The organism is Undibacterium sp. SXout7W, from assembly GCF_049339385.1.
Lineage (GTDB): Bacteria > Pseudomonadota > Gammaproteobacteria > Burkholderiales > Burkholderiaceae_D > Undibacterium.
This window is the reverse complement of the sequence record NZ_JBMPPF010000001.1, coordinates 334,113-350,856: the sequence shown is the minus strand read 5'-3', so window position 1 is coordinate 350,856 and position 16,744 is coordinate 334,113. Positions and strand designations below refer to the sequence as shown.

Genomic DNA, 16,744 nt, shown 5'->3' with positions numbered 1-16,744 from the left:
TGGACATTGCCGCATGCTGATAGCTCTTTTCAGAGGGAGGCAGCGCACCAAATGAAAGAATCCAAAGGAAATAAAGCACCAACATCGTTATTCATCACCATCTATGCATCAGCATCGTCCGAAAATGAAAAGCAACTCACCAAAGCATCACAACAACACCTCAAAGAAGTGCAATGCACCACAAAATTTATAAAATGCACAGTTTTCGAGCGCACCATTTCTTTCCATGAATGCCTACTACGCGCGCACTCTGCACAATCTGATGGCATGGCACTTGCATAAGACAAACTCATAATCAACAGGAGTTATCATGCAAAAAACCTCGTTCTGGAAAGTGGGCCACACACCCACCCTGCTCGCTGCATTCTTTTATTTTGATCTGAGTTTTATGGTCTGGGTGCTACTCGGGCCGTTGGGCATTCAGATATCAAAAGATCTTGGTCTGACGGCGGCCCAGAAAGGGCTGGTCGTGGCAACACCGTTGCTGGCTGGTGCCTTATTGCGTATCGTCATGGGCATGCTGGTCGATCATCTGAAACCTAAAAAGGCGGGACTGATCGGTCAAGTTGTTGTTCTGGTCGGCTTATGCTGGGCATGGCTGGGGGATATCCACAGCTACGAACAGTTGCTGTTCCTGGGCATCATTTTAGGTGTCGCCGGATCTGCATTTGCGGTTGCACTGCCGCTGGCTTCACGCTGGTATCCGCCAGAGCATCAGGGTACTGCGCTCGGTATTGCTGGCGCTGGTAATTCCGGCACTGCCTTTGCTGCTTTATTTGCTCCGGCACTCGCAATTGCTTATGGCTGGCAAAATGTGTTCGGTCTGGCGTTGATTCCCTTGCTGATTGCATTGTCCGTCTATCTGGTATTTGCCAAAGATGCACCGGGCGAAGTGCAGAGTAAATCATTAACAGAATATCTGGCAGTGCTGAAGGATAAGGACGCGTGGTGGTTCATGTTCTTTTATAGTGTGACTTTCGGCGGCTTCTCTGGTCTGGCATCATCCCTGACCATTTACTTCAACACTCAATATGGACTGACGCCCGTGACTGCCGGTTATTTTACTGCAGCCTGCGTTTTTGCCGGCTCGCTGGTGCGCCCTATGGGTGGCCGGATTGCTGACCGTATCGGCGGTATTAAAACCTTGTCGGTCATGTATGTCATTGCAGCGAGTTTCCTGTTCATTGCATCCACAGGCTTACAATCAGCAACAGCTGCCGTCATCGTTTTCGTGATTGCGATGCTGGCGCTGGGCACAGGTAACGGTGCCGTATTTCAGCTAGTGCCACAACGCTTTCGCAAGGAGATGGGTGTGATGACAGGTCTGGTCGGTATGGCTGGCGGTATCGGAGGCTTTTATCTCGCCGCGAGTATGGGTTATTCTCGCCAGATGACAGGTAGCTATCAGCTTGGTCTTTCTATTTTTGCCGGACTGGCAGTAATTGCCTTACTGGGATTATCCATGGTAAAAAAACGCTGGCGCACGACATGGGGCTCTGCTGCCATGACCACAGCAAAAATCTGATATGCCGCTCATCGCCTCCACTGGACACCAATCTGTTGCGGGAATCCGTTCCCGCAACGAGGATTTTATCGGCATGGTCACACCGGATGAACCTGAGCGGTCCAGTAAAGGTCTGATCATGGCGATTGCCGATGGCGTCTCCGGTAATGAAGGTGGGCGCGAAGCCGCAGAGTATTCAGTACGCGGATTACTGACCGATTATTACGCCACCCCGGACACGTGGGAAATCACGACAGCGCTGGAAAAAGTGCTGGTCGCCATTAATAGCTGGGTACAGCAACAAGGCTCTATCCGGCGCGAACTGGCAGGCATGGCTACGACCCTGACTGCGCTGGTGCTGCGCGGGCGCATGTACTACACGGCACATGTCGGTGATACGCGTTGCTACCTTTACCGCGACGGCAAGTTGCAAAAACTGACGCAGGATCATGTCTGGGACCGTCCGGAAATGCAGCATGTACTCACGCGCGCCATCGGGCTGGACAATCGTCTGGCGATTGATCACGGCATGGGTGAAGCACGTGTGAACGATGTCTTTCTGCTTGCCAGCGATGGTGCCTGGGCATCGATGACGGAATATGATCTGACCGATTATCTGAAACAAGTCAGTCAGCAAATCCTGAGTGCAGAAGAAGCCAGCATCGCGTTATGCGACGCCGCCTTGAAAGCAGGTTCGCAGGATAACAGCAGTGCGATCGTCGTCAGAATAGAAGAATTACCGGAAGGCGATCTGCGCGATGCGCTCAACGAATTACATGCACTACCATTACCTCCGCGTCTGAAGCCGGGGCAGATACTCGATGGTTATCTGGTCGAAGAAATGATACACAGCTCACTGACCACCATCCTGTACCGCGTCAGTGATTCTGTGCATCATCGTAAGCTGGTGCTCAAGACCTTGCATCCGGATCGTGACAACGATGCGCATGAACGCTCTGCATTTGCGCACGAAGCCTGGCTCGCCAAGCGGGTCGTGGCACGTTTTTTCCCGCAGGTAATCACTCCGGAGCAGCGGAACTATTTGTACTATCTGTCCACCTGGCATGCCGGTGACTCATTACAAAAACGACTCGATTCCAGCCAGCATTTTACGATCCCGGAAGCAGTCAATTATGCCTGTAAGCTGGTACGTGCCGTTGGTGCCTTACATCGCCGCAGTATCTTGCATCGCGATATCAAACCAGCCAATGTACATCTGGGTGACGATGATGAAATCCGGATTCTCGATCTGGGCGTTGCGCAATCGGGGCTGGATAGCAAAGATCTCGAAAACCGTACTGGTTTCAACATGGCAGGCACACCGTCATTTCTGGCGCCAGAACAATTTGACGGTGCAGTACCCGACCGCACCACCGATATTTATGCCACTGGGGTCACCATTTATAATTTGCTGACCAGACATTTCCCCTACGGTGAAGTGGAGCCGTTTCAGCATCCAAAATTTGGTGAGCCTGTATCGCCAGGACGCTATCGTCCCGATCTGCCGGTCTGGCTGGAAAACGTGCTATGCAAAGCGGTGGCACGCGATCCTAAGGACAGATTCGAAACCGCTGAAGAATTTTTATTAGCACTGGAACGGGGTGCTGCCCGGCCTTTGCCACCACCAGTCACCAAGCCACTGATGCAACGCAACCCTGCCGGACTATGGCGACTGATTGCGGTAGCATCCATCGTCCTGAATCTATTGTTGCTGTATGTTTTTATCGCGCATTGAATCGCATATTCAGCTGTCACGCACGACGCATTTCTCATTGTGCATTACGCATTACGCTTATTTCAGTATGGCAGTATTCCGAACACATACAGATACATGACGATTCACAAAACACCGGAAAAATAAAAATGCAGGTGACATTTTATTCACCTGCATTTTTTAATTACTCGTTGTAACGGTCTGGTTTATTCATCATTCATTGATCGTTTATTGATCGCTTATTGATGATTCAGACCGTGCTTTTGAGTATGTCTGCGAGCTTGCCGAACAATTCGTCGATATGTTTTTTCTCCAGAATCAACGGCGGCGACAAAGCAATAATATCGCCAGTCGTGCGTACCAGCACACCTTCTGCAAACGCCTGTTTATAAACGGCCATCGCACGCGCGCCGACTTTACCAGGAATAGATTCCAGCTCAATCGCGCCAATCAGCCCGACATTACGTAAGTCAATCACATGCGGTAAGCCTTTCAGTGAGTGCAGCGCATCTTCCCAGTAGGCGGTCATGCTTTGAGCGTGTTCCAGTATTTTTTCTTCCTTAAACACTTTGAGAGACGCAAGGCCAGCAGCGCAAGCCAGAGGGTGACCAGAGTATGTGTATCCGTGGAATAACTCAATACCAGCAGGTCCTTGCATCAAGGTGTCGTAAATACTGGAGTGGCTGAACACAGCTCCCATTGGCACAACACCGTTCGTTAAACCTTTTGCGGTCGTCATCAGATCGGGTCTGACATCGAAGTAATCTGCGGCAAATGGCGTCGCCATACGTCCAAAGCCAGTAATCACCTCATCAAAAATCAGCAAAATACCATGCTTGTCACACAATTCACGCAAACGTTTCAGATACGCTTTAGGCGGCAAGATCACACCGGCAGAGCCGGACAATGGCTCAACGATGACGGCTGCAATCGTGGATACATCATGCAAGGCAATCAGACGCTCCAGATCATCTGCCAGATGCGTGCCGTATTCTGGCAAACCGCGCGTGAATGCATTTTTTTCCAGATTATAGGTATGCGGCAGATAATCAACGCCACCCAACAAATTGCCAAACTGCTTGCGGTTACCCGGTAAGCCACCCAGCGACATCCCGCCAAATCCGACGCCGTGATACGCTTTTTCACGACTGATAAAACGGGTACGCTGCGCTTCACCACGGGCGCGGTGATAGGCCAGTACCATCTTCATCGCCGTATCCACCGCCTCGGAGCCGGAATTGGTGTAAAACACTTGCCCAAATTGATTGCCGCTGTAATCAATCAGCTGTTCTGCCAATTCAAACGCAGCGGGATGCCCCATCTGGAATGCTGGCGCGTAATCCAGCGTGGCGACTGCCTCTTGCACTGCCTGTACGATCACAGGATGTGAGTGCCCCAGAGGAACGCACCATAACCCAGCAGTACCATCCAGAATCTCGCGTCCGTGCTGATCGCGATAATACATACCGGATGCAGAGGCAACAATCCGTGGTGCTTCTTTATAATCCCGATTTGCCGTGAACGGCATCCAATAGGCATTCTTTTGTTGCTGAGTCAGCATTTTCATCCTCCGAAAACAATGTACCAAGTGGTAAAAACAGACTGAAATAGTATTAAAGCAGCGATGGTAAAGACATATACAGCCATTGCCATTCCACCCAACCGTATTGGTTAATGAAACTATACAGTTGATGTCGCGATCAGTATAGTGTCGGCATGGCATAGATATAACAATAAAGTGATGGTCAGCGCAGTTTTATTCTGAGGAAAATATGGAAGTTGCACAGCATGCCTCGTTTTTACACAGCACATCGGAATGGCCGCAATTGCAGCTGGAGCGAGGACGACAAACCAGCCTGGTCGAACAGATCGTGGAACAGGTAACGCATCTGGTATATCAGAACGACCTGATCGTTGGCGCCAAAATGCCCTCTGTGCGTCAGTTTGCAAAATGCAATGCCATCAGTACGTTTACGGTCGTTGAATCGTATGAGCGTCTCATTACACTGGGGCTGCTGTGCTCCCGTCGCGGCTCAGGTTACTTCGTCAGCAAACCGGCTGGCCTGCCTGTCGCCACCGCACAAGCCGAGTTACCAAATTCATTAGATGCCTTGAATCCGGATTTGTATTCTGGCGTTTCCAGCGCATTACCCGCAGGCTCAGGCTGGTTGCCGCCGGAATGGTATGGGGACGATATTCTTCTGGATGCAGTGCGCCAATCCATGCGCATACCGACGCAACGTCTGCGTGGCTATGGTAATGCTCTGGGCTTTACCAGCCTGCGTCAACACCTCGCCAGACATTTGTCTGCGGAATTATTCGCGGTGGATGCCGAACAGATTTTGCTGACACACGGCGCGACTCACGCCTTTGATTTAATTCTGCGCACCTTGTGCAAACCCGGTGATACCGTGTTCGTCGAAAATCCGGGGTACAGTAATTTGCTGTCGCTGATTCGTCATTACGGTTGCCATCCAGTCGGCATCCGTCGTAACCGGGACGGCCTTGATCTTGACGACCTGTTGGCAAAAGCGTTGCAACACCCGCCGAAACTCATGTTCGTCAATACGGTATTGCACAATCCACTGGGAACCAGTCTGTCGCAAGCGCAAGCACATCGCCTGTTAGCGCTGGCAGAGCAATTTGATTTCTGGCTGGTAGAGGATGATATTTATCGCGAGCTCTGTCCGCGTCCTGAACCATCTCTGGCAGCGATGGATGGTTTGCGACGCGTCGTGCGTGTTGGTAGTTTTTCAAAAACGCTGTCCCCCACATTGCGGGTAGGCTCCGTCTGCGCAGCCGCTCCGTTGATCAGCGAATTACTGCGCGTCAAAATGCTGACCGGCCTGACCACATCAGAAATCAATGAACGCGCAGTCTTGCATGCCATCAGCTCTCGCCTGTACCGCCGCATGTTAGACAAACTCAAACGGCAACTCGATATCTCGCGCAACGCCAGCATGAACTTGCTGCTCGAAGCTGGACTGACACCACTGGCAGAACCGCGTGGCGGTATGTTCATCAGCGCTGGCTGGGATCACAGCGCCGTCACTGCCAGTGACATCGCGGAGCAAGCCCTGCAATTCAGAATATTACTGGCACCGAATGATTTTTTTACACTGACACCCGATCCACAACCATGGTTCCGCTTCAATATCGCGTATAGCAATACGGCAGAGCTTCTGGCATTTTTCCGAAGTGTCAGACACTCTTCGCTTTGAAGATTGATGCAGATGACCGGTGTGGACTACGGTTACAGTGTATTGATATCACCGTAGTGCTGTTACCATGTTGATGCAGCCATATCGACTCCATATCGATCATCTGTGTCATTGACATCGGCTCCCCAGTTTGTCAGGCAGCATCCTTGGCTGGATGCGACTGGCGATGATACAAAAACTCCAGCACTGAGCTACGATATTCAGAGTAAAGCGGATCCTGTGCCAGCGCAACGCGGTCACGCGGGCGTTCTAACCGTACATTCAGAATTTCGCCGATAGTCGCTGCTGGTCCATTGGTCAGCATGACGATACGATCAGACAATAACACCGCCTCATCAACATCGTGCGTCACCATCACGACAGTGGACTGTGTTTTAGCGACAATTTTCAACAACTCGTCCTGCAAGTGAGCGCGGGTTAACGCGTCCAATGCGCCAAACGGCTCGTCCATTAACAAGACTTTCGGCTCTATCGCCAAAGCGCGCGCAATTCCTACGCGTTGCTTCATACCGCCAGAAATCTCGTTCGGCCGTTTTTTCTCGGCATGCATCAATCCCACTAAAGCTAAGGCATGCATCGTCCGCTTTTGTAATTGTGTGCTATTTTCCGTGGCACCAAATACGCGCTCGACAGCCAGAAAAATATTTTCATAGCACGTCAGCCACGGCAACAATGAATGGTTTTGAAATACGACACCACGCTCAGGAGACGGCCCTGCAATCTCGCGGTTAGCACACAATAGCGTCCCGGAACTGGCTGTCGTCAACCCGGCAATCAGATTCAGTAAAGTGGATTTACCACAACCGGAATGGCCAATCAGGGTAATAAATTCGCCTTTGCGTACATTCAGATTGATATCTCGCAAAGCATGAAAACTCCCCTTCTTGGTGTTAAATACCATCTCGACCTGATCGATAGCAATATATTTTGCGTCTGCTTCTGTCATATGAGTCATGATCATGCTCCTACGTCTTCGTATGTAAATGCGCGTGCAATCGCCACCAGGATTTGCTCCAAAATCAGACCCACCAGACCAATCACGATAATCGCAATGATAATGTGCGGCACGTTCAGATTATTCCACTCATCCCAGACCCAGAAACCAATTCCTACGCCACCTGTCAACATTTCTGCTGCCACAATCACCAACCATGCAGTACCGATCGCCAAACGGACACCAGTCAACATGTAAGGCAACACTGAGGGAAACAGAATCTTGGTGATAATTTTCCATTCCGACAAATTCAGCACACGGGCGACATTCATGTAATCCTGCGGCACACGTTGCACACCGATGGCGGTATTAATGATCATTGGCCAGATGGAGCAAATGAAGATAGACCAGATCGCAGCAGGATGAGCAGACTTGAACACCAGCAGGCCAATAGGTAACCATGCCAGCGGCGACACCGGTTTGAGCAGACTGATGATGGGATTAAACATCCCGGATAAAAACTTAAATCGTCCTATCATGAAGCCAAGCGGAATACCGACTGCAGCGGCCAGACCAAAACCGACCGCAACACGTTTTAAAGAAGCATAAATATTCCAGCCGATTCCCTGATCGTTCGGTCCACGCTGATAAAAGGGATCAGAAAATACATTGATCGCTTCTTGCAACGTCACCCACGGTGAAGGAAATGTCGAATTCTTCACAGCGATAATTTCCCAGATCAGAATCAGGAAACAAATCCCCATCAATGGCGGTAACACACTGAGAAAAAAGGGACGTAATACGCTAGCTTGCTTCACTACTGCTTTCGTGGCTGTGTTTGTCGCTGTCTTAGTGGCTGTTTTAGTAGCTGTATTAGCTGCTGTTTTCACTGTTGCTCCTTCTGCCGTTGTCACTGCAGGGACGGTAGTGGCATGACTCGATAGTGTGCCACCGGCCTTCTCCGCCAGATCGTTCGCGGGACTGCCGCCTGTCATACCATGTACGATCGTACTCATGACGACTCCTTAAGCTTTGATTTTGAACGAAGCGGCATACGCAGCAGGATTTTTGCCATCCCATACGGTGCCATCCATCAGCTTGCTGCTGCGCATTGGATCTTTTGGTACGCTGACTTTCGCCATCGCTGCTGCATCCTTATAAATATCGATACGATTCACCGCCTTCGCCACTGCCAGATAATCAGGATCTGACTTCAGCAAACCCCAGCGTTTATGCTGAGTCATGAACCACATGCCGTCTGACAGATAAGGGAAATTCACCGCACCATCATTAAAGAATTTCATGTAATTCGGGTCATCCCAGGTTTTGCCCAGACCGTTCTGATAGCGACCTAAAATCCGTTGATTAATGACATCGACTGAAGTGTTCACATACGATTTGTCGGCAATCGTTTCTGCCATTCTGGTTTTGTTCGATAAGGACGCGTCAATCCAGCGACTTGCTTCCAATATCGCCGCGGTCATCGCGCGCGCGGTATTCGGATATTTTTTGGTAAATTCGTCAGTAGTGCCGAGCACTTTTTCCGGATGGTCTTTCCAGATGTCTTGTGTGGTTGCTGCCGTGATGCCGATACCATCAGCGATGGCACGATGATTCCATGGTTCACCGACACAATAGCCATCCATATTGCCTACGCGCATATTGGCTACCATTTGCGGTGGCGGCACAGTAATCACCTTCGCATCTTTCAAGGGATTAATACCATTGGCGGCCATCCAGTAATACAGCCACATCGCATGCGTCCCGGTAGGAAACGTCTGTGCAAATGTATATTCGCGCTTATCAGTCTGCATCAGCTTTGCCAGACCAGGGCCGTCTACTGCACCTTTGTCTGCCAGTTTTTTTGATAAGGTGATGGCCTGACCATTATTGTTGAGTGTCATCAACACAGCCATGTCTTTTTTATTGCCACTGACGCCCATCTGCACGCCATACAGCAAGCCGTACAACACATGTGCGGCATCCAGTTCGCCATTGACCAGTTTGTCACGCACGCTTGCCCAGGAAGACTCTTTGGTTGGCACGATTTTAATGCCATATTTTTTATCAAATCCCAATACAGATGCCATCACGACGGAGGCACAGTCTGTCAGAGGAATAAATCCTATACGCACTTCTTCTTTTTCAGGTTTGTCTGAACCGGCAGCCCATACGCCGCCTGTACTTAGTCCCATCATGCCAGCTCCGGTTGCCAGTGCCGCTGTTTGCAGAAAGCTGCGGCGGTTAAGTGTCGGTTGTTCATCTTCATGTTTCATTACAGGGCTCTCAGGTTTCTTGGTTGGATCTTGATTAAACATGTTGGTGCTCCAGCAAATGTTGGACATAAAAAAAAGGCGTCTTTCCACATTGATCAAACAATGTAGACAGACACCTTTGTCTTGGGAACCGACCGCCGTTAGCCTGATTCTCCGTCGCGCCAGCGTTGGCGCATATTCACTACTAAGCAAACACTGTGCCAGAGATTTTCTTTGTTAGCCGTGGATCACTTATGCAGGATTTATATCGGTTTAGTACGTGTTTCAGGCATGATTTGCCTGAGGACAGAATCACAGGAGATTTGCTATACGGAATAAACGTCTGGAACATGCCCACAAGTTACATTGAGATACATATTCACGCACCAGAAAAGCGCAACGCATTCTTTATGTGCACATCAGAAGCGCAAAACTCAGCGCGGGTATCTTTGGTGATGTGTCGGGAATCTCTTTAACCACCCAGAAGATCGGCGACATCCAGCACGCGCTGCGCCAGATCGACCAGACGCAGATTTTTTTCCATTGCTTGCTTGCGGAGCTTTTGATAAGCGTCGTTCTCGGACAGTTGATGGCGCTCCATCAACAAGCCTTTAGCGCGTTCTATGGTTTTCCGTTCAGCCAGTTTGGCTTTGGTATCAGATAACTCAGAACGCAAACGCTGATCTGCATTAAAGCGGGCCATTGCCACATCCAGCACTGGCTTGATCCGATCGGATTGCAAACCAGCAACAACGTACGCAGATACACCGGCCTCCATCGCAGCGGCCATATTAGTCTGGCTGCCATCTTCGGTAAATAATACGATGGGGCGAGGTGCATCGCGGGTCGCGAGTACCATGTGTTCCAGCACATCTCGCGAATCGGATTCTGCATCGATAATGATCATGTCAGGTTGTAATTGAGCAATTCTTTCGCTCATAAACATGTCACCAGGAATCACCGCCATGATGTTGTAGCCCGCCTGCAAAAGGCCAATCCGCAAGGCCCGTGAACGCGCCAGTTGCGCTTGTGCGTCATCATGCTGCTCATCCTCAGTAGCAATGACAGTATTCACCACCACAATTTTCAGGCTGGGTGATGTGAGTTCAGGCATTGTCTTATCAGTGGGTTTGGCACACATTTGTTATCGCAGGCAGATATAATCTTATTTTCTCTGGTGGTATCTTAAGCAAGATTCACACCACTTTTAGCATTATCTTACTCTCAGTTCCTGACTGGCACCCGGCTGGCGACATCGCAGCTTGTGCGCTGCGCTTTGGTTTGCGGCTAGCCACACGAACTGTATTTACCTGAAAAGCAGCTTCATGATAGTTCTAGGCGTTGAATCTTCCTGCGACGAAACCGGTCTGGCCTTATACGATACAGAGCATGGATTGTTGTCGCATGCGCTACATTCCCAGATTGCCATGCATCAGGAGTATGGCGGCGTGGTGCCTGAACTGGCATCACGCGACCACATCCGGCGTGCCCTGCCCTTGCTGAATGAAGTGCTGGAACGCGCTGCCATCAATAAACATGCGATCGATGCGATTGCCTATACGCAAGGACCCGGATTAGCAGGCGCGCTGCTAGTCGGCGCTTCAGTTGCATGTGGTCTGGGTATGTCGCTCGACAAGCCTGTATTGGGCATCCATCATCTGGAAGGACATTTATTGTCGCCACTGCTGGCAAGCCAGCCGCCAGAATTTCCCTTCATCGCGCTGCTGGTCTCGGGTGGTCATACGCAGCTGATGCGGGTGGATGGCGTTGGCTGTTATCAACTCCTGGGAGAAACACTGGATGATGCAGCGGGAGAGGCCTTCGACAAATCTGCCAAACTGCTGGGACTGTCGTATCCGGGTGGCCCTGCTATTTCCAGACTGGCGGAATTTGGTGATCCTTCCGCCTATCAGCTACCGCGACCGATGTTGCATTCCAAGGATTTGAACTTCAGTTTTTCTGGTTTAAAAACTGCGGTACTGACTGTCGTTAAAAATCATTCGAGCAATATCTGCGAACAAGATAAAGCCAATATCGCCCGTGGCTTTGTCGATGCGTTGGTCGATGTGCTGGTGGCTAAATGTGTCACCGCCCTCAAACAATCAGGCTTGAAACGCTTAGTGATTGCCGGTGGCGTCGGTGCCAATCAGCAATTGCGTGCTGGCCTGAATGCGGCAGCGGCCAAACGCCGCTTTCAGGTGTATTACCCGGAACTCGAATTTTGTACCGACAACGGCGCCATGATTGCTTTTGCAGGTGCCATGCGACTGAAAAAAAATCCCGCAGCTGCAACACGGGATTATGGCTTTAATGTACGCCCACGCTGGCCGTTGCATGAACTGGAAGCTGCCTGATGCAATCCCTTTGATCGTACCGCCTGAAGGAACTGAATGAGGGCATTTTTCCGCGGTGTCAAAAATTCATCCGATTAAAAGATATAGGACTGACGCAAAATTGTTCCAGCAAGGCATGGCGACGAAGGCAGTACATGCTGTACGACAAGGAGCCATAACGCCGCTGGGGCGGTTTTGCGTGAGCCCTAAGAAAAACATTCAACCCCGTATTGTTCAGCCAATACCAAACTCAGCAGCAATGGATTCGGCTACTTTTTTTGCATGTATCCGCATGAATAATCGAAATGGATGGTGCGCTGCAACTTATCAATGGAACTATTTCGCTCAAATTTTTCACTCATAAAAATCGATTACTCCCATTTTTATGAGGCTTATGATGAGCAGAATCAACTCCAATTCATTCAATTTCTTCGGTAACTGCTGCCGACAAGATGATGTGCTCGCATCTGCGCATACCCACAGACCACAAGAAGGGGCAAGAGGAAACCCTCAACGAGGGGCTCAGCGAAGAAATGCCAGACAAGAAGCGATTCTTTCACAACTGAATGAGACTGCATTACATGATTGGGCAGAAAACGGAAGTCAGGGTGAAAATCGTGCTGAAGCTGTCTCCACCATCATAAACTGGGTGCGTAGTAACAACGCTGCACCCCACCCTCAGCCACTCATATTACGTAATCTGGGTTTAACAGCTCTGCCGGAAGAAGGGCTGCCAAGAAATGTACAAATACTTGACGTCAGCGGCAACCGTCTCCGTCAACTACCAAGACAGTTACCAGCCAGCTTAAAGAGCCTTGATGCCAACAATAACCGATTGACAAGCCTGCCGGAGCGACTACCAGCAAACTTGCAAGAACTGCATGTAGGTCACAACCAGTTGACAAATCTACCTATGCTGCAAGAAGGCTTGCACTACATCGCCCTTAATAACAACCTATTAACCAATCTACCGCATCTTCCACAAAGCCTCCGCTCTCTTGAAGCCTGTGATAATGGATTAGTTCTTCTGCCAGATAATATTCTTACCTTGCCTCGTCACTGTACCATTCGTTTCAATGGCACACGCTTACCGATAAGTACACGTGATCAATTGATCGCAGCAACGCAAGCAGAGGGTTACAACAACGCCCGTATCATGATGGAGATGGATCACATGGAAAATTTACCTCCCCCGCCATTGCAGGATTCAGTATCAGCATGGGAAAAAGAGGCCGGTAAGACGACTGCTACCGATTGGAGTGCTTTTGCAGGAGAAGAAAGTGCGTCTTCATTTTCAGATTTTTTAATCCGCTTACGTGAGACCAGCGAATATGACAATACCACGACACGCCCCCACTTTCAGCAACGCGTCTTTCATATTTTAGAGCAAATTGGACAAGATTCCGATTTACGGAAAATAGTTTTCACAGAAGCACATGAGGCAATGAATTTCTGTAGTGACCGGGTGGCCACAGGAATATTAAACATAGAAAATGCTTGCCTGAACCAGCGCGTATTGACAGATATTCAAGTGGGAAAGTATGACAATGCCCCGCATGAGGTAGTGGAACACTGCAAAGCACAATATCGCCAAGAAAAGTTACATGAAGCCACATCAAACAAACTGATCGCGTTGAGAGTCACTAATCCTGAGTTTGACGAAGATATTGAAGTTAATCTTGGTTTTATCGTGGCGTTTAGTCAAGAGTTTACATTGAATGCACCAATAAAGAGCATGCGCCATGCAAGTTGCAGCATGATCACACCTGAAGATGTCGCCGACATTAGAAAAAATTTGACCAATCAAGATTTTACCCAGGACACGAAGAAATTTTACGAACCATTTTTTGTAGAATCCCCAGATCACACCAATCGCTTAAATGCTTTACCTGCTTATCAACTCGAAGATTCAGAAAAAGAACAAAATAATGCTGCTTTCGGTCAATTTCTACGAAAATCGGATCAAATGACTGCGTTATTAGCAAGAAAATACCCGAATGCAGACTCCAATTACAAAAATGAAATCGCAATAGCAGAGACGACATATGAGAATGGGATAGAGAACTTGGAGCTTAGCGATCCAGAATACAATCGCAAAATCACTTTGATAAAAGACGAGTATTCCGAAGCGTGTGAAACGGCGAAAGAAAAAATGGCATCCTTATTTGATCATTTTTTTGCAAACAACAAAGATCAAAACGGCAAAAATCTCATCAACATAGATTAATGTCATTTCAATCTATTTAAGAACGTGCTCACGATCTAAGGTGCTGGCACGCACGGTCTGGATATGGCAAGCGGCTAGCAGCACACTTACTGAACAGAAATAAGTGCCGCAATCACCCTTTTCTCCGTTTAACCCGCAAAGATCATTCTTGCGGGTTGATTTTTTGACGTTAGTCTTATTCGACAAATACCAGGCTGTGCAGCAATTAACTCGGCTGCTCTTTGAGTCTGCATTCGCATACATGATCCAGGTGGATAAGTGCAACAAATGCGATAAGCACGCGGCGGTTTGCCAATGGAACCATTCCTCAAAATTTTCCACTTATAAAACCCGACAAAACGCATTGTTACGCAACTACTATGACCAGACTCAATTCCAATCGCTTCAATCCACCCAATTCTCCTGCGCCCCACGAACATCACGATCACAATACTGCATCGAACAGCACTGGGCTTCAAGAAACTTCATCGGCGCTTTCACCCCAATCGACTGGTGGTCACAACACTCCGTTATCCCCTCGAAGGAATGCCATGCAAGCATCCATTCTTGGGCAATTCAACACAGCAAATCCATCATCACCTTCGAACCGCGCTGCTGGTCACCAGACTCCTTTGGAGACTCGCCAGAAAAGTAAAGAGGAATATTTTGCAGAATGGGATACTTGGGCAAAAACAGAGCACAATGGCTCTGTGGCCGCGAACAGAATGAGAGCATGGCTAGATCAGAGTCAACCTGATCAACCACTCATATTGAGTGGTCTTCGCTTGAGGAGTCTACCGGATAATCTACCAGCTAACTTGCGTATCATTAATGTGAGTAACAACCGACTGGATAGCCTACCGGATAATCTACCGACAAATTTGCACACCATTGATGCCAGTAACAACCGGTTAATCACTTTACCGGAAAATCTTCCTGCAAACTTACACACCCTCAATGCCCACGACAACGAGTTGAATAGTTTGCCGGAGAATCTGCCTGCGAACTTGCACACCCTTGTTGCCAGTTCCAACTATTTGACTCATCTCCCGGCAAATATGCCAGCGAGCTTGCAAAATATCGATGTCGGCGGGAACGCATTGACCCATCTGCCGGAAACTTTACCGGCAAACTTGCGCACACTTGATGTTAGTTGCTGCGAGTTGGAGAGTTTGCCGGAAAATCTGCCTGAGAGCTTGTACACCATTGAGGTAGATGATAATCAGTTGACCAGTCTGCCAGCGAATCTGCCGAGAACCTTGACCAGCATTGATGCCCGCGGCAATTCATTGACAAGTCTGCCGGAGAATATTCTTACTTTACCCAATACATGTACCATTTATATCGATGCCAGTCACTTATCGGAAGCGGTGCGCAATAGATTGAACGCGGCAATGAATGCGCCTGGTTACGATAACGTTCAGATCGATTTTTATCTAGGCAATCTGAACCACGTAGAAGTTCGTCCGTTGCAAGAGGAGGTATCTGCATGGACGCAAGAAGCTGGCCATACGGACTCCACCGATTGGAGTGAGTTCCAATCAGAGCAGCATGCAACGCAATTTTCACAGTTTTTAGGTCGTCTGCGTCAGACCAGCGAATACAATAATGTTAATACACAACCCAACTTTCAGCAGCGTGTAGGGAATCTCTTGCAGCAGCTTCAGGGCGATCCTGAATTGCGGGGAGCATGTTTTAACCTGGCAGATGATGCTGTGAATACCTGTGGTGACCGGGTAGCCTTGCGAATGTTGAACATGGAAACGGTTTGCCTTGACAAGCGCATGGAAACAGATATCAAAGCAGGAAAATTTGACCATCATCCTCAGGCTGTGGTGGATTATTGCAAAGCAGAATATCGTAACCAAGTATTGGATGATGCTGCATCAGCCAAAATTAGATCGCTGAATTTTTGCGATGAGATTGAAGTCAGACTCGGTTACATCGTTGCGTTTAGTCAGGAATTCAAATTGAACGCAAAAATGGATACGCTACTCTATGGGGCTTGCAGCAATATCGTTCCGGAAGATGTGCTCGAGACCAGAAAAAAAATGACAAATCACGCCTTTACCAAGGATACGAAGGAATTTTACAGGCCATTCTTTAAGAACCTCCAGAATAGCATCAACCGCTTGAATGCTTTGCCGGCTTATAACAAAGCACCATCAGATATAGCGCAAGATAATCATGCTTTCAGTCATTTTTTGCTGAATTCGCCTGCAATGCAATCCTTCTTGTTAAGGAAATACCCGCAAGAAGCATCTTCTTTACACGAATATATCGAACAGAACACGGGGAAAAGACAAAAGGAAATATACGATCAGTTAGATCTGTTGGACACTAACGATCCAGCGTATCGTGAAAAATGCAACTTGTTAATGCAACAGCATAACGATGCACCTAAAGAAGTGGAAGCAGAAATGAAACATTCCTTGTTTCAGAAATTTTGCTCGGAAAACCATGTTCGTGCCGTCATGGATTAAAGCAATGTCAATCGCATCAAGGTGCCGGCAGCACGCTTGCTAGTCGGGCATGATCCTCTCAAGGAATTTGGGAGGCATTTGCTTGGCAAGGCAT

Annotated in this window: 12 protein-coding genes; 7 read left to right on the top strand and 5 right to left on the bottom strand. The window is 48.8% G+C overall.

Features of this window, described 5'->3' with window-relative positions:
* Nucleotides 1-51 precede the first annotated feature (51 nt).
* From ACO0LB_RS01530 to ACO0LB_RS01520, 3 genes are read left to right on the top strand one after another with little or no spacing between them, the layout of a single operon-like run.
* A complete protein-coding gene (locus ACO0LB_RS01530; protein ID WP_423045776.1) occupies nt 52-282 on the top strand; it encodes a hypothetical protein in 231 nt (76 codons plus the stop codon).
* 28 nt (nt 283-310) lie between these two features.
* Nucleotides 311-1,525, top strand: coding sequence for a nitrate/nitrite transporter (locus ACO0LB_RS01525; RefSeq protein ID WP_423045774.1), 1,215 nt, complete (start codon nt 311-313; stop codon nt 1,523-1,525).
* A gap of 1 nt (nt 1,526) precedes the next feature.
* Nucleotides 1,527-3,239, top strand: a complete 1,713-nt coding sequence (locus ACO0LB_RS01520) for a protein kinase domain-containing protein (RefSeq protein ID WP_423045772.1) — start codon at nt 1,527-1,529, stop codon at nt 3,237-3,239.
* Between the two features lie 229 nt (nt 3,240-3,468).
* Here the strand turns inward: ACO0LB_RS01520 and ACO0LB_RS01515 are convergent, their stop codons facing one another.
* Nucleotides 3,469-4,779: an aspartate aminotransferase family protein gene (locus ACO0LB_RS01515; RefSeq protein ID WP_423045770.1), complete on the bottom strand. Its 1,311-nt coding sequence runs from the start codon at nt 4,777-4,779 to the stop codon at nt 3,469-3,471.
* Between the two features lie 211 nt (nt 4,780-4,990).
* On the opposite strand from ACO0LB_RS01515, the gene ACO0LB_RS01510 reads away from it, so the two are divergent.
* Nucleotides 4,991-6,439: a PLP-dependent aminotransferase family protein gene (locus ACO0LB_RS01510; RefSeq protein WP_423045768.1), complete on the top strand. Its 1,449-nt coding sequence runs from the start codon at nt 4,991-4,993 to the stop codon at nt 6,437-6,439.
* A gap of 133 nt (nt 6,440-6,572) precedes the next feature.
* Here ACO0LB_RS01510 and ACO0LB_RS01505 read toward each other — a convergent pair whose 3' ends face one another.
* From ACO0LB_RS01505 to ACO0LB_RS01490, 4 genes are all read right to left on the bottom strand, one after another.
* Nucleotides 6,573-7,385 (bottom strand): ABC transporter ATP-binding protein, encoded by an 813-nt coding sequence (locus ACO0LB_RS01505; protein WP_423046132.1) that lies wholly within the window; start codon nt 7,383-7,385, stop codon nt 6,573-6,575.
* Between the two features lie 11 nt (nt 7,386-7,396).
* The gene (ntrB, locus tag ACO0LB_RS01500; RefSeq protein ID WP_423045766.1) at nt 7,397-8,389 is read right to left on the bottom strand and encodes a nitrate ABC transporter permease; all 993 of its coding nucleotides are present in this window, start codon (nt 8,387-8,389) and stop codon (nt 7,397-7,399) included.
* 9 nt (nt 8,390-8,398) lie between these two features.
* Entirely contained in the window at nt 8,399-9,649 is a 1,251-nt protein-coding gene (locus ACO0LB_RS01495) for a CmpA/NrtA family ABC transporter substrate-binding protein (protein WP_423046130.1), read from the bottom strand.
* A gap of 451 nt (nt 9,650-10,100) precedes the next feature.
* Nucleotides 10,101-10,742: an ANTAR domain-containing response regulator gene (locus tag ACO0LB_RS01490; RefSeq protein ID WP_423045764.1), complete on the bottom strand. Its 642-nt coding sequence runs from the start codon at nt 10,740-10,742 to the stop codon at nt 10,101-10,103.
* A 211-nt stretch (nt 10,743-10,953) separates the two neighbouring features.
* On the opposite strand from ACO0LB_RS01490, the gene tsaD reads away from it, so the two are divergent.
* The 3 genes from tsaD (at nt 10,954) to ACO0LB_RS01475 (ending at nt 16,650) form a co-directional block, all read left to right on the top strand.
* The gene (tsaD, locus tag ACO0LB_RS01485) at nt 10,954-11,982 is read left to right on the top strand and encodes a tRNA (adenosine(37)-N6)-threonylcarbamoyltransferase complex transferase subunit TsaD (protein ID WP_423045762.1); all 1,029 of its coding nucleotides are present in this window, start codon (nt 10,954-10,956) and stop codon (nt 11,980-11,982) included.
* Nucleotides 11,983-12,355: 373 nt separating this feature from the next.
* Nucleotides 12,356-14,188 (top strand): NEL-type E3 ubiquitin ligase domain-containing protein, encoded by a 1,833-nt coding sequence (locus ACO0LB_RS01480; protein ID WP_423045760.1) that lies wholly within the window; start codon nt 12,356-12,358, stop codon nt 14,186-14,188.
* A gap of 530 nt (nt 14,189-14,718) precedes the next feature.
* A complete protein-coding gene (locus ACO0LB_RS01475; RefSeq protein ID WP_423045758.1) occupies nt 14,719-16,650 on the top strand; it encodes an NEL-type E3 ubiquitin ligase domain-containing protein in 1,932 nt (643 codons plus the stop codon).
* Nucleotides 16,651-16,744 lie beyond the last annotated feature (94 nt).

Bases quoted from the DNA above. Each gene is read 5' to 3' on its own strand.
- ACO0LB_RS01530 (WP_423045776.1), top strand. From the start codon at position 52: ATGAAAGAATCCAAAGGAAATAAAGCACCAACATCGTTATTCATCACC.
- ACO0LB_RS01525 (WP_423045774.1), top strand. From the start codon at position 311: ATGCAAAAAACCTCGTTCTGGAAAGTGGGCCACACACCCACCCTGCTC.
- ACO0LB_RS01520 (WP_423045772.1), top strand. From the start codon at position 1,527: ATGCCGCTCATCGCCTCCACTGGACACCAATCTGTTGCGGGAATCCGT.
- ACO0LB_RS01515 (WP_423045770.1), bottom strand. From the start codon at position 4,779: ATGCTGACTCAGCAACAAAAGAATGCCTATTGGATGCCGTTCACGGCA.
- ACO0LB_RS01510 (WP_423045768.1), top strand. From the start codon at position 4,991: ATGGAAGTTGCACAGCATGCCTCGTTTTTACACAGCACATCGGAATGG.
- ACO0LB_RS01505 (WP_423046132.1), bottom strand. From the start codon at position 7,385: ATGACAGAAGCAGACGCAAAATATATTGCTATCGATCAGGTCGAGATG.
- ntrB (WP_423045766.1), bottom strand. From the start codon at position 8,389: ATGAGTACGATCGTACATGGTATGACAGGCGGCAGTCCCGCGAACGAT.
- ACO0LB_RS01495 (WP_423046130.1), bottom strand. From the start codon at position 9,649: ATGAAACATGAAGATGAACAACCGACACTTAACCGCCGCAGCTTTCTG.
- ACO0LB_RS01490 (WP_423045764.1), bottom strand. From the start codon at position 10,742: ATGCCTGAACTCACATCACCCAGCCTGAAAATTGTGGTGGTGAATACT.
- tsaD (WP_423045762.1), top strand. From the start codon at position 10,954: ATGATAGTTCTAGGCGTTGAATCTTCCTGCGACGAAACCGGTCTGGCC.
- ACO0LB_RS01480 (WP_423045760.1), top strand. From the start codon at position 12,356: ATGATGAGCAGAATCAACTCCAATTCATTCAATTTCTTCGGTAACTGC.
- ACO0LB_RS01475 (WP_423045758.1), top strand. From the start codon at position 14,719: ATGCAAGCATCCATTCTTGGGCAATTCAACACAGCAAATCCATCATCA.